The 16,186-nt window shown below is 71.4% G+C and carries 18 protein-coding genes and 1 pseudogene; 13 read left to right on the top strand and 6 right to left on the bottom strand.

Annotated features, from left to right (window positions below):
* Positions 1–1,434 precede the first annotated feature (1,434 nt).
* The 3 genes and pseudogenes from AC559T_RS21945 to AC559T_RS21935 form a co-directional block, all read left to right on the top strand.
* Positions 1,435–1,884, top strand: coding sequence for a reverse transcriptase N-terminal domain-containing protein (locus tag AC559T_RS21945; protein WP_498869942.1), 450 nt, complete (start codon positions 1,435–1,437; stop codon positions 1,882–1,884).
* Positions 1,885–1,887: 3 nt separating this feature from the next.
* Positions 1,888–3,231, top strand: a complete 1,344-nt coding sequence (locus tag AC559T_RS21940) for a reverse transcriptase domain-containing protein (protein WP_498869941.1) — start codon at positions 1,888–1,890, stop codon at positions 3,229–3,231.
* Positions 3,232–3,302: 71 nt separating this feature from the next.
* A pseudogene (locus AC559T_RS21935) lies at positions 3,303–3,452 on the top strand (ISAs1 family transposase); the annotation flags it as partial.
* A 213-nt stretch (positions 3,453–3,665) separates the two neighbouring features.
* Here AC559T_RS21935 and AC559T_RS21930 read toward each other — a convergent pair.
* Together AC559T_RS21930 and AC559T_RS21925 are read right to left on the bottom strand one after the other, a co-directional pair.
* Complete coding sequence (locus AC559T_RS21930; protein WP_498869977.1) at positions 3,666–3,899, bottom strand: hypothetical protein; 234 nt, start codon at positions 3,897–3,899, stop codon at positions 3,666–3,668.
* Between the two features lie 320 nt (positions 3,900–4,219).
* Positions 4,220–4,855 carry an NAD(P)-dependent oxidoreductase gene (locus tag AC559T_RS21925; protein ID WP_498869976.1) on the bottom strand — a complete coding sequence of 212 codons (636 nt, stop codon included), beginning with the start codon at positions 4,853–4,855 and terminating at the stop codon, positions 4,220–4,222.
* Positions 4,856–4,955: 100 nt separating this feature from the next.
* On the opposite strand from AC559T_RS21925, the gene AC559T_RS21920 reads away from it, so the two are divergent.
* The 4 genes from AC559T_RS21920 to AC559T_RS21905 all read left to right on the top strand — a co-directional run bounded on the left by AC559T_RS21920 (position 4,956) and on the right by AC559T_RS21905 (position 7,692).
* Positions 4,956–5,465, top strand: a complete 510-nt coding sequence (locus AC559T_RS21920) for a MarR family winged helix-turn-helix transcriptional regulator (protein ID WP_498869940.1) — start codon at positions 4,956–4,958, stop codon at positions 5,463–5,465.
* Between the two features lie 58 nt (positions 5,466–5,523).
* Positions 5,524–5,853 carry a PadR family transcriptional regulator gene (locus AC559T_RS21915; protein WP_083391002.1) on the top strand — a complete coding sequence of 110 codons (330 nt, stop codon included), beginning with the start codon at positions 5,524–5,526 and terminating at the stop codon, positions 5,851–5,853.
* Positions 5,850–6,845, top strand: a complete 996-nt coding sequence (locus tag AC559T_RS21910; protein ID WP_498869939.1) for a hypothetical protein — start codon at positions 5,850–5,852, stop codon at positions 6,843–6,845. The genes AC559T_RS21915 and AC559T_RS21910 overlap by 4 nt, the downstream gene beginning before the upstream one ends.
* A gap of 169 nt (positions 6,846–7,014) precedes the next feature.
* Positions 7,015–7,692 (top strand): hypothetical protein, encoded by a 678-nt coding sequence (locus tag AC559T_RS21905; RefSeq protein ID WP_498869938.1) that lies wholly within the window; start codon positions 7,015–7,017, stop codon positions 7,690–7,692.
* On the opposite strand, the gene AC559T_RS21900 is transcribed toward AC559T_RS21905, so the two are convergent.
* Positions 7,682–8,623 (bottom strand): helix-turn-helix domain-containing protein, encoded by a 942-nt coding sequence (locus tag AC559T_RS21900; protein WP_498869937.1) that lies wholly within the window; start codon positions 8,621–8,623, stop codon positions 7,682–7,684. The genes AC559T_RS21905 and AC559T_RS21900 overlap by 11 nt on opposite strands.
* Positions 8,624–8,832: 209 nt before the next feature.
* On the opposite strand from AC559T_RS21900, the gene AC559T_RS21895 reads away from it, so the two are divergent.
* The 3 genes from AC559T_RS21895 to AC559T_RS21885 all read left to right on the top strand — a co-directional run bounded on the left by AC559T_RS21895 (position 8,833) and on the right by AC559T_RS21885 (position 11,356).
* Complete coding sequence (locus tag AC559T_RS21895; RefSeq protein WP_498869936.1) at positions 8,833–10,407, top strand: MFS transporter; 1,575 nt, start codon at positions 8,833–8,835, stop codon at positions 10,405–10,407.
* Positions 10,408–10,617: 210 nt separating this feature from the next.
* A complete protein-coding gene (locus AC559T_RS21890) occupies positions 10,618–10,854 on the top strand; it encodes a hypothetical protein (protein WP_112108832.1) in 237 nt (78 codons plus the stop codon).
* Positions 10,855–10,879: 25 nt separating this feature from the next.
* The gene (locus tag AC559T_RS21885) at positions 10,880–11,356 is read left to right on the top strand and encodes an NUDIX domain-containing protein (RefSeq protein ID WP_498869935.1); all 477 of its coding nucleotides are present in this window, start codon (positions 10,880–10,882) and stop codon (positions 11,354–11,356) included.
* A 50-nt stretch (positions 11,357–11,406) separates the two neighbouring features.
* Here AC559T_RS21885 and AC559T_RS21880 read toward each other — a convergent pair whose 3' ends face one another.
* Entirely contained in the window at positions 11,407–12,546 is a 1,140-nt protein-coding gene (locus AC559T_RS21880) for a hypothetical protein (protein WP_498869934.1), read from the bottom strand.
* Between AC559T_RS21880 and AC559T_RS21875 the strand changes: the two genes are divergently transcribed.
* The gene (locus tag AC559T_RS21875; RefSeq protein ID WP_498869933.1) at positions 12,518–13,630 is read left to right on the top strand and encodes a TIGR03618 family F420-dependent PPOX class oxidoreductase; all 1,113 of its coding nucleotides are present in this window, start codon (positions 12,518–12,520) and stop codon (positions 13,628–13,630) included. The two genes, AC559T_RS21880 and AC559T_RS21875, sit on opposite strands and share 29 nt — an antisense overlap.
* Positions 13,631–13,646: 16 nt before the next feature.
* Here the strand turns inward: AC559T_RS21875 and AC559T_RS21870 are convergent, their stop codons facing one another.
* Both AC559T_RS21870 and AC559T_RS21865 read right to left on the bottom strand, forming a co-directional pair.
* A complete protein-coding gene (locus tag AC559T_RS21870; protein WP_498869932.1) occupies positions 13,647–14,732 on the bottom strand; it encodes a GntG family PLP-dependent aldolase in 1,086 nt (361 codons plus the stop codon).
* Positions 14,733–14,820: 88 nt separating this feature from the next.
* The gene (locus tag AC559T_RS21865) at positions 14,821–15,306 is read right to left on the bottom strand and encodes a hypothetical protein (protein ID WP_498869931.1); all 486 of its coding nucleotides are present in this window, start codon (positions 15,304–15,306) and stop codon (positions 14,821–14,823) included.
* A 169-nt stretch (positions 15,307–15,475) separates the two neighbouring features.
* On the opposite strand from AC559T_RS21865, the gene AC559T_RS21860 reads away from it, so the two are divergent.
* Positions 15,476–16,015 carry a sigma-70 family RNA polymerase sigma factor gene (locus tag AC559T_RS21860; protein WP_498869930.1) on the top strand — a complete coding sequence of 180 codons (540 nt, stop codon included), beginning with the start codon at positions 15,476–15,478 and terminating at the stop codon, positions 16,013–16,015.
* Positions 16,003–16,186 (top strand): anti-sigma factor family protein (locus tag AC559T_RS21855; RefSeq protein ID WP_498869929.1); only part of this gene is annotated, 184 nt, incomplete at its 3' end. The genes AC559T_RS21860 and AC559T_RS21855, both read left to right, overlap by 13 nt.

Genomic DNA, 16,186 nt, shown 5'->3' with positions numbered 1-16,186 from the left:
CGTCAGCGGAAACTACCAGTCCGCTTAGGCCGATCACTCCAAAGGCCATTGCCGGCACTGTCATCGCCCAACTACAGAGGCGGGGTCGCAGTACTATCCCGTCAGCAGCCATAGCAGCATTCCTTCGATCAGGGTGCGTAGTAGCGACGGTCCCGCCACCGAGCGAAACCACTGGTAAAATTTGCGGCCCCACTCAGTCCGCCTCCCGCTTTCAGAATCCCTTCGTATGCCGGCAGAGGATGGGGAGTAGGGCAGGCCGAAGCGGTCGGCGCGCCTATTTCGTAAAGTGCTATTCTTCCATGGATAACGTCGCCTTATGGACCCTCGCCGACAAAGCATCACCCGCTCTCACCGAAAATCTAATCGCCGCCACCCGAGACAAACAGCGAGTACATCCAGGGCAGCTCACCGTGCACGCCAACCGCACCGGCTCCATGGCCTCGAAAACCGTGCCAGCGCCAGCTTGAATCAACCCCACCCGACCCCTGTCAGCAGTCCCTCGGTGTGCCTTCCAGCCAGCACTGTCCGCCCAGCTCACAGTCCTGCCCTGGACCCGCGTCCCCGCCCTGACCCGATCACGCGACCGTGGCCATGGACGCACCGAGACCGCGTCGCCAAGGCCACCGAGGCCCGCGCCGGCCTCGACTTCCCCCACGCCGTCCAGGCCGTCCAGATCACCCGCCGACGGCGGCCCCACACCGGCGGACCCGAGAGGACGACCTCGCCCGCGGCCACTGGACCATCGAGGTGCGACATGAGGTCGCACTGTGTGAGTCAGTTAACTGAACTGGAGGGTCGGATATCGACAGTTAGCTGCGAGTGAGTGCCCGAACACTCGTCCCCGCTCCTGTCATGCGTCGCCGGTGACGGCGGGGTGTGGAGCACGGGAGGAAGCCCAAGGACCGCTGTTCCACCCGAGCGGTTACCGGCAAGGGGAAGACCGGAGGGGCGAACGTAGCGTGAACCCTTGTAGGCCTCGTTAACCAGAGCCTCGGATAGGTGGAAGTGACACCGAGGGGGAGGGCCGGCCGCTGGAACGCGGCACGTGCTGGCCGGAGTTTCAATGTCGGCCAGGTGGGCACCACGGCCCCGGGGTATAGAGGGCGCCCGGTACCGGTCGTATCTCAGCAGTGCGGAACATGGAAACCCCGTCATAGGTCCGGTGGCTTGACCAGCGCCGGTAGGCCGACCGCGAGGGAGGCGGAATGCCCGGCGGGAACAGGATGGCCAAGAAGCGAACGGCGGCACGCCGAAAGGCGACAGGAAGGCGGAGCGTATGGTTGCACCCTCCAGGTGGCCGCTCTGTATAACTGGCCGCATACCAGGCTGGACCCGTGCCTGGGCCCGAAAGGGAGCTGACGTGGCCAGGTATGCCGTTGACAGAGTCGAAGCCCACGAACCGCCAGAGTCCGAAGGACAAGTTAGGCGCCTGTCATGACGACAACGACAACCACGGTGCTCGACGCCGAAAGGCTGCCGTTGCCGCGCGGCACGGTGAACGGACCGGAGGACCTCATCGACTGGGAGGCCGTCGACTGGCGGCACCAGAACGAGCAGGTACGGCGGCTACGGCAGAGGATCTTCAAGGCGACGCGGGACGGGGATCGGAAGAAGGTCCGCAACCTGCAGAAGCTGATGCTGCGCAGCCGGGCGAACACGCTGGTCAGCGTGCGCCAGGTGACCCAGCGCAGTACCGGCCGTCACACCGGCGGGATCGACGGGCAGGTCGCCCTGACCCCGCGTGCCCGTGGCAAACTCGCGGCTCGGCTACACGCCGCGCCGCCGAGCGAGGCCCTGCCGGTGCGACGGGTGTATGTTCCCAAGAAAGGCGGAAAACATCGCCCGATCGGTATTCCTGTTATCGCGGACCGCGCCCAGCAGTAGCGGGTGCGTAACGCATTGGAACCCGAATGGGAGGCCCGGCTCGACCAGAAGCAGTACGGTTTTCGGCCGGGTCGCGGGTGCCACGACGCGATCGAGATGGTCCACAGAGTGCTAGCGGCGTCGAACGCGAAGCGTGAGTGGATCATCGATGCCGACCTGGCGTCCGCATTCGATAGAATCGACCACACCTTTCTGATGGGCAGGATCGGATGGTTCCCCGCCAGGGAGCAGATCCGGCAATGGCTAAAAGCGGGAGTGGTCGACAAGGGCCGGTTCGCACCGACCGAGGAGGGAACTCCTCAGGGCGGTGTGATCTCCCCGTTACTCCTGAACATAGCGCTTCAGGGAATGGAAGAGGCTGCAGGGGTCGAGTACGACTACCGTGGGATGGTGAAGGCCGGCCGCCCAACCGTCATAACGTATGCGGATGACTTTGTGGCCCTGTGCCACAGTCGTGAGCAGGCACAGGCGGTGCAGGCGAAGGTCGACACGTGGCTGGCGGAACGGGGTCTGACTCTGAACAAGGAAAAGACCGCGATCCGTCATGTCGACGACGGGTTCGATTTCCTCTCGTTCACCATACGCCGCTACCATCCCAAGGGCGGCGGAACGAAGGTACTCACCAGACCCAGCAAAGAAGCGCTTGCCAGAATCCGACGGGGAAACGCGGAGTCGCTGCGCTCCCTGCGCGGCGCCAACGTGGCCGCCGTGATCCAGGTCATGAATCCCAAGATCCGGGGCCAGGCGAACTACTTCCGTAACGGAGCATCAAAGGAGGCATATCAAAGCCTGGACGAGCACCTGTGGCAGCTGATCTACAAGTGGATACGCCACAGGCACCCGCACAGGAGTTGGAAGTGGGTCGTCAACCGCTACTTCGGTCCGTTCAACTCGGACAGAAACGACAGGTGGATCCTCGGCGACCGCACCAGCGGCGCCTACCTCCACAAGTACGCCTGGACGCCCATCGTCCGACATGCCCCGGTACCCGGCAGGAACTCACCCGACGATCCTGACCTCGCCCGCTACTGGAGCGACCGGCGGCGCAGACGAAAGCCGCCCCAGCTGGCGAAATCCCGCCTCAGCGCCATGCGCGCCCAAGACGGAACCTGCCCGCTGTGCGGTCTGCCGCTGCTGCTCGATGGCGACCCGCCGGACTCCCCCAGCCAGTGGGAGCACTGGTACGCCGCCGTCGGCAAGGTGATGACCTACACGGACATCACCGACAGCGAGAACCGGACGAAATACCGCCTTGTCCACACCGGCTGCGCCCGTCGGCAGGGAGACGGAACGCGGCCAGCCCGGACCAGCAGAGCAGGAACCCGCGCGCCCCTGAGGCGTGCTTGAGCCGTGTGCCGCGACGAGTGGCAAGCACGGTTCTGACGGGGCCCCGGCGCAGCAATGCGCCGGGGCTACCGGACAACCAGTTGCACTGGATCCGCGACGTCGCCTTCGACGAGGACGACCACCGCGCCAGCACCGGCAACGCCCCTCAGGTCATGGCCAGCCTCCGCAACCTGACGATCAGCATCCTGCGCCTGACCGGCGCCACCAACATCGCCCAGGCACTATGCCCCCACGCCCGCCAACTCGAACGACCACTTCAGGCGATCATGAAACCTGAATTACTAGCCCGCAGCCTTGCCGGAGCCCTGCCCCCGGCCGGCACGGTGCTCCTCAGCATTGATGAGAGAACCGGGATCAGGCGAAGACCCGCAGATCCTGCTGCCACCCGACCGCGGCGCATGCCAGGAGTCCGAGTACGGACGAAAAAGATCCGTTCAACCAGATTCCCATTCAACAGCGATCTCAAGATCCTGAAACCACTCTTCTATCCGGCGTTCATTCTCGGCCCAAATATCCCAACCCTCACCCGGGTCACCCGGCGGATTCTCCGAGACGTAGATATGCCAACCAGCTCCGGTCCTGTCTTTTTCTATGTAGATATAACGGCCACCATACTCTCCGGCTACAACCCTTCCAGCCACACCCGTTCGCCACAATGGAATCGACACAGAAACTCCTCGTCTCCCTACTGTAGATCCGAGCCGGGGTCGAATCCGAAGATGACCGTTGTGACGCCACCTTCCACTCGGCTTCCCGCGTCGCTCAAAATTACTCCAGGCTCCGCCGTACGGGTTCCTCGCAGGACTCCCGTTACGAAGGCCCTATACGCCGTGACCGCGCCCCTGCCACTGAGATAAAGGAGGCAGCAGGCTGAACTACAACGGCTGTACCAGGAGAACGCCCGCCTGCACAGAGCGCTGCTGCGGCGGGAGACACCGCTCCCGCACCGAGGCCCTCCACGTCGTGCCGGCCGGCGGCCGGCGGCGGTTCAGTGCGCGACGGTTACCGCTCGGCGGTGGAGGTCGCGGCGGTCGAGCACGTCCAGCAGGGCCATGGCCAGGTCGGAATAGGTGATGCTGCGGGCCCTCGGCAGCGGCGCCTCCGTGGCGACGCGGTAGGAGCCGGTCCCGGGGCGGGCGATCAGGCGGGGCGGGCGCACCGAGATCCAGTCGGCGTCACTGGTCCGCAGGATGTCCTCCATCCGCCGCATGTCGGCGTAGGCCTCGCCGAAGAAACGGTCGAGTACCGGCATCATCAGCCGCCGTTCCAGGAAGGGCAGTTCGCCGCGCGGCCCCGCCGGGGTCGCGGAGATCACGGCGATGGTGCCCGCGCCGCCGGCCCGCATCGCCCCGAGCAGGTTGCGGACGCCGGTGGAGTACACCGTCGTCGGTTCCCTGCCGGCCGCCGCGCCCAGCGCCGAGACGACGGCTTCGACGCCGGCGAGCGCTGGGAGGAGGGTGTCCCGGTCGAGCACGTCCGCGGCGGCGACCTGCAGGTTGTCGTGCCGGGCCGGCACCGCCTCGGGCCGGCGTGCCACGGCCGTCACCCGATGGCCGCGGGCCAGTGCCTGCTCCACGACCAGGGCTCCGGTCCGCCCGGTCGCCCCCACCACGGCGATCTTCATCTCAGCCACTCCCCACCTCGATCACACAGAATCGGCGTCAAACGCCCGTCCAGTGATTGTCACCTTAGACGACAATCACTGGAAGGTACACTTCCGACTCGTGAGCGACGTCCCGGCGGCCCCCTACTCCGCGTCCCTGCCCTTCCTGCTGTCCCAGGTCGGCGCCCGCACGGCGCAGGAGTTCGCCGACCGGCTGGCGCCGCTCGGCGTCTCACCGCGAGCGTTCGGTGTGCTCAGCAACCTGACCACCGCGGCCGCGGGCCGGACCCAGCAGCAGCTCGCGGACGCGCTGGGCATGCACCGCAACAACATGGTCGGGTTGATCGACGAGATGGAGGAGGCGGGCTGGGTCCGGCGGCGGCGCAGCGCACAGGACCGGAGGGCCTTCGAGATCGACCTGACGCCGGCCGGCACGGCGCTCCTGGAGCAGGTCGCGGAGATGCTCCCACCGCTGGAGGGCGAGATCGCCCGCGATCTGACCGCCGACGAGCGGCGGGTGTTCGTCGGCCTGCTGCGCCGGGTGGCCGCGACGCTGAAGCTGCACCCGGGGATCCATCCGCACCTGGGAGCCCGGCCCCGTTCCACCTGTGCGACGCCCGAGGATTCCTAGGCCGATCACCGGCCGCCGGTATACCGATGGGCGGCACAGTCGACGGTATGATCGCGGGGTGTCCGCCTCCGTCCCGCTGCGGGAACCGACGTTTCTCATTCTCGCCGCGCTGGGGCCCGGGCCGCTGCACGGCTACGGGGTGATCAAGGCCGTCGAGGAGATGTCCCAGGGGCGCGTCCGGCTCCGCGCGGGCACCCTGTACGGCGCGCTCGAACGCCTGGAGGCTGACGGGCTCGTCGCCTTCGACGGTGAGGTGTCGGACGGCGGCCCGCCACGCCGCAACTACCGGCTGACCGACACCGGTGCCGACCTGCTTGCTCAGGAGGCCGCGAGGCTGCGGGCGAACGCCGACCTGGCCGTGGCCCGGCTCGGGTTGCGCGGCACGTGACGGCGTCCACCCCCGGCCCGCTGGGACGCTGGAGCGACGGCCGGCTCGCCGCGTCGACGCGGTGGCTCGCCGCCCGCCTCGAGGGTGTGGACCCCGCGTTCACCCACGACGTGGCGCTCACCGTCGCGGAGGTCGGTGCCACCCGCGGCCGGCGCGCCCACCTCGGCGAGCTCGGGTCGCTCGCCGCGCTGGCGCTGCGCCTGCGCGCACGGGCCCGCGCCGGACCGGGACCTGTCGACATCTGGCGCGGCGGCCTGTACCTCGGCGCGGTGGTGTTACTGCTCGTCATGACGGTGGATGTCTGGACCGCACAGTTCGGCGGCGCGACGCCCCGGATCACCCCCGCTCTCCTGATTGGTCCGGTTCCCGGGTGGTGGACCGCCGTGGCGGGGGTGAGCGGGGCGGTAGGCGTCGGACTGGGATACAGCGGGCGGCGGGCCGGCGCACTGACGGCAACCGCGCTCACGGTCCTGGTCACGATCACAGCCAGTCTGACCGCCGCGAACAGCGGCGGGTACGGGGATCTCGGCTGGCTGTCCGGCCTCGGCGTGGTCTTCCTGGGCCTGCTGCTGGGCCGTCCGGCGCAAAGGCCGGCGGCAGCGGCCGGGCCCTCCGTGCGGCACTGGCCGCGGTCCGCGCGCCGGGCCGGCGTCGCCGCGACCTACGCCGCCGGCCCGCTGCTCGCACTCGCCGCGACCTGCACCGTGGGAGAGGCGGCACCGGTCGCGCTCCGCCTCGGCCTGACCGTCCTGCTGCCCGCCTTGTGCGTCCTGCTCGGCGGGCAGGATCCACGGCTGGCGGCCGCCGCGGCCGTCGTGTGGTTCGGCCGGCTCGCGCTGGGTGCGCTCGGGGAGCTCGGCGACGCCCTGCGGGCCGTGGCGCTCGACCGTGACGGGCTGCTCCTGCTGCGCTGGCTGCTGATGGCGGCGGGAGTGGCGATCGCGGTGGCGGTGACCGGCAGTGGAAGCCGCCGCCTCACCGAACTGCACTGAAACTCACCGACCCGCACTGACCCGCACCGAACCGCGCCTCCAGCGGGGCGGCCAGCTGTCCCGTTGCCCACTAGTACGTCTACCGTTATATTGGCGATCAGAGTACCGGCTACCGATATAGACAGGGTCGGTGGCCGGGGCGACACTCCCCGCCGTTCGGAGGACGACCATGAGCACCGACCGAGACACCCCCTCCAGCCCGCCCGCTGTCGAGCCACGAACCCGGCTCGCGGCCGCGGCGGCGAGCATCGCGGGCGGCGCCGCCGTCCTGCTCGACGCGCCGGTGGACATCGCCGGCAGCGAGAACGCCGTGCTGAACACCGCCGGGGTCGCCGCGCCCGTCCTCGCGGTGCTCGCCGTCGCCGGCATCACCGCCTGCCTGCGCAGGCCGGGTCCCCTCGCCGGGCCGGGCAACCGGCTGCTCGACCTGGGCGCGCTGGCGAACGTCGTCGGGCTGGTGCTGCTGACCGGTATCGAGTTCTCCCGGGTGTACGTGCTGTTCCCCCTGGATGAGCCCGTCCGCGACGCGCTCGCGGACTCCGCCCCGACGATGCCGGCCGTGTACACCGCCGGGATCCTCTACGTCGCCGGCAGCATGCTGTTCGCCACGGCGCTCGTCCGTGAACGGTTCGTCCCCGTCGCGAGCTGGCTCCTCCTGCTGATGGCCCTGCCCGGCACACTGGTGGACGTCCTTCCGCTCGCCCTGGTGGCCGTCTTCCAGGCCGTGGCCGGAGCCGCGTTCGTCCTGGTCGGCGTCCACCTGCTGCGGGCGGACCGCGACCGCGCCGGCCTCGGTGACCACGGCACGGGTGCGGGCGTGGGGAAGGCGACGGTGGTTACGGGATGAGGTGCTGGCTGCCAGGAGTCGTGGCGCAGGGGTGCTCGCCGACGGCCGTGGCGACGGTGGCGGTGGCGGTGGCGGTGGCGGTGGCGGCGGCGGCGGCGGCGGTGAGGCTGGCGAGCAGGGTGAGCCGTTCGGCGCTCGCCGAGCCCGGCTCGGGGGAGAGCACGAGCAGCCGCAGGCCCGAGTCGTCCTGCACGCGCAGCACCTCCTCGGCGAGGACGAGGTCGCCCACCAGCGGGTGCCGGTACTCGCGGACGGCGTGCCCGCAGTCACGCACCTGGTGGCGGGCCCAGTTCACCGCGAATTCCGGGCTGTTCACACACAGCTCGCCGATGAGGGTGGTGAGCTGCTGGTCGTCGGGATACTGACCGGAGGCCAGCCGCAGGTAGCGGACGACCTCATCGACCTTGCGCCGCCAGTTCACATAAAGATCACGGATGTGGGGGTCCAGCAGGATGAGGCGGGCCATGTTCGGCTGGGTCGCGCAGCGGTTCGGCGCCGCGAAGTCCAGGTGCGGCGCGAGCAGGGCGTGCGCGAGCCGGTTCCAGGCCAGGACGTCGGTCCGCCGTCCGATGACGAGCGCCGGCACGTCGCGCACCGCGTCCAGCAGCAGCCGCACGCCCGGGCGGACCTTCTCCGGCCGGGCGGTGCGCCGGGCGACGCGCGCCGGGCGGGCCAGGGTGCGCAGGTGGGCGTGCTCGTCGTCGCCGAGCAGCAGCACCCGGGCGAGCGCGTCCAGGACCGCGTCGGACGCGTTGCGACTCTGCCCCTGTTCCAGCCGGGTGTAGTAGGTGACACTCACCCCGGCGAGCTGGGCCAGCTCCTCGCGCCGCAGGCCCGGGACGCGGCGGCGGTCACCCGGGCGGGTCAGGCCGACGTTCGCGGGTGTGATCTGGTTGCGCCGCGAACGGAGAAACTCCCCCAGCTCGGTCATGCTCGGCATTGTCACGCCGCGCGGCGCGCGAGTCGACGGGGCGAGGGTGACCCTGCCAGTGCCAGGAACCACCAGGACCGGGTTCCGCCGCCGGGCTATTCCCGGTGGTCGTCACCCTGACGGTGCCATCCACGCCGTGGGCAGGACCCGTGGGGGTGGCAACGGCGGGGGCGTGGCTAGGGCCGCCGACGTCCAGAATCGTGCGGGGCATGACAGATTCGATGCCCGCGGCGATCTCGGAACGGGCCTCCGTCGGCGCGCCGGACGCGACCGACCCGGCCGGCGTCGCCGTGCCGGCCCCGAGGCACCCCGCGCCGTCCGCGACCGGGCGGCCCGCCACCGCGGATCGACGGCCGGCGGGGCTCGACCGGATGACTCCGCGGCAGCGGCTGGCGCTCGTGCTGCTGCTGGGGACGCAGTTCATGCTCGCGATCGACTTCTCGATCCTCAATGTGGCCCTGCCGTCGATCGGGGCGGGGGTCGGGCTCGGTGAGGGTGACCTGCAGTGGATCGCGACCACGTTCGCGCTGCCCTCCGCGGGGTTCACCCTGCTGTTCGCGCGGGTCGCCGACCTGGCCGGGCGGCGCCGGATGTTCCTCACCGGCCTGGTGCTGCTGATCGTGGCGTCCCTGCTCGGCGGGCTCGCCCAGGGGCCGACCCTGCTGCTGCTCGCCCGCGTCGGCCAGGGCCTCGCGGCCGCGATCGCCATCCCGGCCGCGCTGTCCCTGCTGGTCACGACGTTCCCGGAGGGCCCCGTCCGGCAGCGTGCGCTCAGCCTCAACGGTGCGCTGCTGCCGGCCGGCTTCACCGTGGGCGCGCTGGTGGGCGGGCTGCTGACCGGCTATCTCAGCTGGCGCTGGGCCTTCCTCGTCAACGTTCCGGTGGCGCTGGCGATCCTGCTCGCCGCGCCGCGGGTCGTCCCCGGTGGCCGCGCGGACGTCCGCCAGCGGCTCGACGTCCCCGGTGCGCTGACCGTCACCGCCGGGCTGGTCGCCTTCGTCTACGGCATCTCCAGCGGCGGTGAGGACGGCTGGGGCCGGCCGTCGGTGTGGATCGCGGTGGCCGCGGGGCTCGTCCTGCTCGGCGCCTTCTGGCGGATAGAGGCGACCAGCCCGCATCCGCTGGCCTCGCTGGAGGTGCTGCGGCTGCGCCACGTCGGATGGGGCAACCTCGGCGGGTTGGTCGTCTTCGCGATGGGCAGTTCGATCGTGTTCCTGATGACGCTGTACCTGCAGCGGGTCCTCGGCTACTCGGCGGTGACGACCGGGCTGATCTTCGGACTGCCCGGGGCGGCCGCGTTCGTGGCCGGACTGGTGGCACCGCGCGTCCTGGCCGTCGTGGAACCGCGCCGCACCCTGGTGTTCGGGCTGCTCGTCCAGGGCCTGTCCGCGCTGGCCCTGGCCTTCGTCGGGCTGGACCGCAGCTCGCTGTCGCTCGTGCTGGCGGCCTCCGTCGTCGGATTCTTCGGCCACGCCAGCGGGCTCGTCGCCTACCTGGTGACGGCGACCTCCGGGCTACCCGACACCCAGCAGGGCCTGGCCACCGGCCTGACGACGATGACCCAGCAGGTGGCACTCACACTGGGCATACCGATCATGAGCGCGGTGGCGACCGCCCGGACGTCCGCGCTCACCGCGGGTGGCGACCACTCGGCGCGGGAGGCGACGCTGGGCGGCATCCAGACCGCGCTGGTCGTGAACGGGCTCGTCACGATCGCCCTGGCCGCGCTGATCGCGGCCTTCCTGCTCCGCCGCCGCCCGGCCCTCCGGACAGCCATGGTGTAGCCGCACCCCGTGCCCGAACTGATGACGGCCGTTCCAGCAGAACCGTGGCGGGTGAGTGGGTCCATGGACTCACTCACCCGCCGCGCTTTCCCGGGTACGCCCGGTTTCGGTGAGGTCTGTCGGCGGGCCCGGGGGTCCGCACGCCGGTGATGTGGTGGGCCGATCGGGGGTCCGGGCAACAGGGGGACGCGGCGGCAAGCACCATGGGGTATGGCCAAACGCGCTCTCCCGCCCCGCGTCCCCGCGTTGATCGGTGACGGCACGGAGTTCGACTCGAAGGAGTTCCTACGGATGTCGGTCGACGTCCTCGCGGACATCGACGTCGACGCGCTCGACGAGGCGGGCAAGGTCGCCTACGCGCAGGCTCTCGCGCTGGTGGCGATCGCGTCCAACGCGAAGCACCTGCAGCACCTGCCCCTGATCGAGGGCAACCTGGAAGTGCCCTGAACCCACGTCCACGTTCCCGACGCTGATGACCGTGCTGGCCCAGGACGACGGGGGAAACGTCCTGTTGGCGTTCCAGCGGGTGGCCGAGCAGCAAGCCACGGGCGTCGCCCCGCTGCCGCTTGCGCTGGTGGCGCTGTGGAGGGGCGACGACCTCCTGCTGGTCCGCGACCGCCGCCGGGAGTGCTGGGAGCTGCCCGGCGGCACGATCGAGCCCGGGGAGACACCCCGGCAGGCAGCCGTCCGCGAGCTGCGCGAGGAGTCCGGGTACGAGGCCGAGGCGCTCGTGTTCGCGGGCCTCGCGCACTTCGGCCTGGCCGCCCCGTCCCGGACGGAGTACGCCGCGGTCTTCACGGGACGGGCCGGTGCCTCCCACCCGTTCACACCCGACGCGGAGATCGCCACGATCACCTGGTGGGACGGCACCCGCCCGCTTCCCGGCCGGGTACAGGTCATGGACGTCGCCCTCGCCCGCCTGAGTCGAACCGCCCCGCCGCCGCGTTGAGAGCCCGCTCCGGCCGGCGGTGCTGGCGGTGAGAATCGGCGAGGCGGCGGTCAGTCCTCCAGGTCGACGAGGATCGGCTCCTCTCCGACGAGGATCGGCTCGCCCGCCGTCGTCTCGGTCGTGGTGCCGTCGAGATGGCGAACCGTCCGGGTGCGCGGGCCGGCCGTCGTCGCGGCGGTGCCGTCATGGGTCCAGCGGATGAAGGCGCTGTGCGTTCCTTCGGCGTCGCGCACCTCGAACTCGCACTGCCAGACGTTCTCGGGCTGGCCGACGGCCACACCGCGCCCGCAGGACCGGCTGCTGGCGCCGTGGAGCCAGCGCTGAAGCTGCTCGACGGCGAGCGCCGCCCCGGTCGGCGCGCCCCCGACGGCCTGTAGGACCAGCGGGATCTTCGTGCCGCCCCAGTTGTAGAAGTACATGCGTTCGAGGTTCAGATCCCGCGCGTAGATGCCGGCGAGAAAGAAGCGCACGGCGTAGTTGCGGGCGGTGACATCGTCGAGCGCGGTCCGGGAACGGATCCTGTAGGTGGTCCCGGTGTTCCACAGCGGCGGATGGTTCCCGGTGTCGTGCAGAATCTTGTCGACGGTCATCGCCATGCCGAGCATCGACTCCGGTGGGTCGGCGGCGCTGCGCTGATGCAGTTTGATCCCCGCCGCGTCGCAGTGGTCGTAGCCATCGAGCTCGGCGAAGCGCCGCAGCGTCTGTTGGCCCTCCGGTGTCTCGAGGTTCCCCATCCCCGGGCACACCAGCCTGGCGGCCGGGTCCACCGCACGGATCACGCGGCTTGCCCGGCGGGTCATCTCGACGAGGGTCTCCACCGGGCCGTCGAAGAAGCGGCGGTCGTTGCCGAGCACCCACAGTTCGTAGGCCTCGATCCGGCCCCGGTACCGCTTGGCCAGGGCTCGGTCGAACACGTCCCAGTCAGCGAGGTCATCGGGTGGCGTGGCACGGGTGCCGTCCGGATAGAGCCCGCGCGCCCCGCCCGGGCTCGCCCAGGGGGGTGTGCCGCCGAGGACGAACAGGACGGGTAGCCCCGCGTGCTCCGCACCGGCCACCTGCCGGTCGACGATCGTCCACTCGAACTCGCCCCGGGCGAACTGGATCTCGGACCAGCGGGTGCCGCTGTCCCAGAGCCGGACGGCGCCGACGCGGAAGGCCGGCATGGAGCCGGTCGCGCTGTTGACCGTCACTCCGAACAGAGTCGGCCGCACAGGCGCGAACGGCCGCGTCCATGCCGGTCCGTCGATCCACTGGGCCACCGGCACGCCCTCCGAAGCGGCTTCCACGGACGGTGAGGACCCCTGGGACACATTCGCGGTCTACGGCGGTCTGACCTGGGAAGGGACCATCGGGTCGACGCGTGGGAGCCGAGGAGGAACTGTGGGCGTGCGGTTGGCGGACGAGGGCAGGGATCTTCTTCACCGGACGGCGGCGCGCCACGTCGGAGACGACGCCGGGGACGACCTCGTCCCCGGCCTGGTCGCCCTCGTCGCGGCCGGGGACGACGTGCACGTGGAGGCGCTGGGCGCCCTCGCCGTCGGCGGCGCCCCGATGGCGCGGGACACCATGTTCCGGATCTCCTCGACGACCAAGCCGATGACGGCCGCGGTGACGATGACCCTGGTCGACGACGGGCTGGTGGACCTCGACGAGCCGGTCGACCGGCTGCTTCCGGAGCTGGCAGGACGGCGGGTGCTGTGCCATCCGGACGGCCCGCTCGACGACACCGTCCCGGCGCGGCGGCCGATCACGGCGCGGGACCTGCTGACGTTCACCTTCGGGTTCGGCCTCGCCGGGGAGATGTTCACCGCGGCGGCACCGTGGCCCGTCGTCGAGGCGGCAGCCGAGCTGGGGCGTGCGGAGAGCGGGCTGGCCGTGATCTCCACCAGCCGCGCCGACGGGAGCATCCAGGCCTCTGTGGTGAACGCCGCGTTCATGCCCCATCCGCTGCCGCCCGATCCGCGGGAGCCCGCGCCGGTCGTGGCCTTCGTGACCTACGGTCGGACGAAGCTGGCCAACCTGCGCCGCCGGCCGCAGGTCAGCGCGACGTTCCGGTCCGGGTGGCGGTGGGCCACCGTGGAGGGCACGGCGGAGATCGTCGGGCCCGACGACCCCCACGATCAGGTCGACGCGGAGCGTCTCCGGCTGCTGCTGCGGGAGATCTTCACCGCCGCCGGTGGTACCCACGACGACTGGGACACCTACGACCGGGTGATGGCCGAACAGCGCCGCGCCGCCGTCCTCATCCACCCGACCAGGGCCTACGGCCCCTGACACCTCGGCGCCGCGGTCAGGAACCGGCTGGTGGCAGGGCGTTCAGCAGCGGGGCGAGGACGTCCCCGGCCCGGCGGATCGCGGTGTCGTCGACGTCGAGGTGGGTGACGATCCGGATCGTCGTCGGACCGGCCAGGCCGACGAGCACACCGCCGTCCGCCGCCTGCGCGCAGAAGGCGGCCGCGTCCGGGACGTCGACGAGCACCATGTTGGTCTCGGTGCGCTCCGGGTGGACCCGCCGCGGTGCCGCGTCGGCGAGGGTCGCGGCCAGCGCGGCGGCGTGGCGGTGGTCGTCGGCGAGGCGGTCGAGGTGGTGCCGCAGCGCGTACAGGCCGGCGGCGGCGAGCACCCCGGCCTGGCGCATCCCGCCGCCGAGCCGCTTGCGCCACTCGCGGGCCCGCTCGACGTGCTCGGCGCCGCCGACGACGAGGGAGCCGACCGGGGCGCCGAGGCCCTTCGAGAGGCAGACCGACAGCGTCCCGAAGATCTCGCCGAGGCGGCGCGGCGGGACGTCGAGCGCCACCGCCGCGTTCCAGAGGCGGGCGCCGTCGCAGTGCAGGACCACCCCGGCATCCTCGGTGATCAGCCGCAGCCGGTCGAGCCGCTCCAGGGGCCACACCCGACCACCGGCCCGGGCCCGGGTGTTCTCCACCGCGAGCACGCTCGTCCGGACCATGTTGTAGTTGTGCGCGACCGGGAACGCGCGCAGCTGGGCCGCGATGTCGGCCGGGTCGAGCGTCTCTGCGAGGCCGCTGAGGGTCCGGGTCTGCACGCCACCGAGGGCGGCGAGCCCGCCGAGCTCGTAGGTGACGACGTGCGCGTCGGTGTCGGCGACGACCTCGGTGCCCACCGGGGCGCCGGCGCGCAGGGCACAGAAGTTGCCCATGGTGCCGCTCGGCACGAACAGCGCGGCCTCGTGCCCGAGCAGCACGGCGGCCTGCTCCTCGAGCTCGCGGACGGTCGGGTCCTCGCGGTAGACGTCGTCGCCGACCTCCGCCTCCGCCATCGCGCGGCGCATGCCGGGCGTGGGCCGGGTGACGGTGTCGCTGCGCAGGTCGACGGGCAGGCCGGCGGGCCGTGTTCGCGGGGGCTGGACGCTCACCCTCCCGACGTTAGCCCGGCGCCGCCCCGGACGCGGACCACGGCCAGGCGGACCACGACCAGGCGGACCACGACCAGGCGGGGCGAGGTCAGGTCACGGTGATCTCCGTGGACATGCCCCGCGACTCGTGGTTGCCGACGGGGCAGTACAGCTTGTACGTGCCCGGGCTGAGGGTGACGGTGAGTCCCTCGGACTGGCCCGGCCCGAGGTCCGCTGTCTCCGAGCCGCTCACGCCCGGTCCCTCGATCTCCAGGGCGTGGATCGCCTGGCCGTCGTTCGTGGTGACGAACGTGTAGGTGCCCGCGGTGAAGGTGTCCTGGGAGAGCTTGAGCGCGAACTCGGTCGCGGTGACCGTGACGGTCGTGCCGGTCGCCGTCGGCGCCGCCGGGGCGCCTGCTCCCGCGGTCGCGCCCGCGCTCGGCGCACCGGTCCACGGCGCGGCCGTGGCCGCGGCGGGCTGGGAGGCCGCCGGCGCGGCGGCGGTGTCGTCGCCGCCCCCGCAGGCGGCGGTGAGGGCGAGCAGCATGACGCCGGTCGCCAGTGCGGCCGCGGTACGTGTATGCGGACGGTGCATCACATGTTCTCCTGTCTCTCGGAAGGGCCAGCGCCTCGGAAGGGCCGGGAACCGGTGCGGACGTGAGATGTCACGCGGCACGGGCCGTCCCGGTTCACCGTGACCGCTGTCACCCGTCCGACAGCGCGGCCGCTGAACCGAACAGCCGTTCTGCCCGTGAAGGGGGGATGTGGGACTGCGCCGCGGCGGCCGGCCCGGGGTGGACGACCCCGGGGCCGTGTTCGTGCGTGCCGTGCACGCCGAGCACGGGGCGGCACTGCTCGCCTTCACCACCCGGCTGACCGGTGACCGCGGCCGGGCCGAGGACGTCGTGCAGGAGACGATGCTGCGGGCCTGGCGGCAGGCGCCGAAGCTCGGCGCGGACGACCGGCCGCTGCGCCCGTGGCTGTTCACCGTCGCGGCCCGGATCGTCGTGGACGAGCAGCGCGCCCGCCGGGCCCGCCCGGCCGAACTGCCCGGCGACGTCCTGGCGTCGCTGCCCGCCGGCGACGACCTGGAACGGGCGATGGAAAGCTGGCAGGTCGCGGAGGCGTTCCGCACACTCAGCCTGGAACACCGCGCCGCGCTGGTCGAGACGTACTTCCTCGGCCGCTCGGTGGCCGAGGCGGCGGCGGCGCTGGATATTCCGGAGGGCACGGTGAAGTCCCGGGTCTACTACGGCCTGCGCGCGCTGCGGCTGGCGCTGGAGGAGCAGGGGTGGGCGCCGTGACCGACACCTGCTCGGCGCTGCGCGTCACGCTCGGCTGCTACGTGCTCGGCGCGCTCGCCCCCGGAGAACGCGCCGCGGTGGAGACTCATCTGGACGGATGTCCCGACTGCCGCGCCGAGCTGACCCGGCTGGCCGGGCTGCCGGGCCTGCTCTCCCGCCTGCGCCTCGCCG

The sequence above is a fragment of the Frankia sp. Hr75.2 genome (genome assembly GCF_949319125.1).
GTDB lineage: Bacteria > Actinomycetota > Actinomycetes > Frankiales > Frankiaceae > Parafrankia > Parafrankia soli.
Note: the sequence above shows the minus strand (reverse complement) of the source record. Positions and strands in the feature narration are given on the sequence as shown.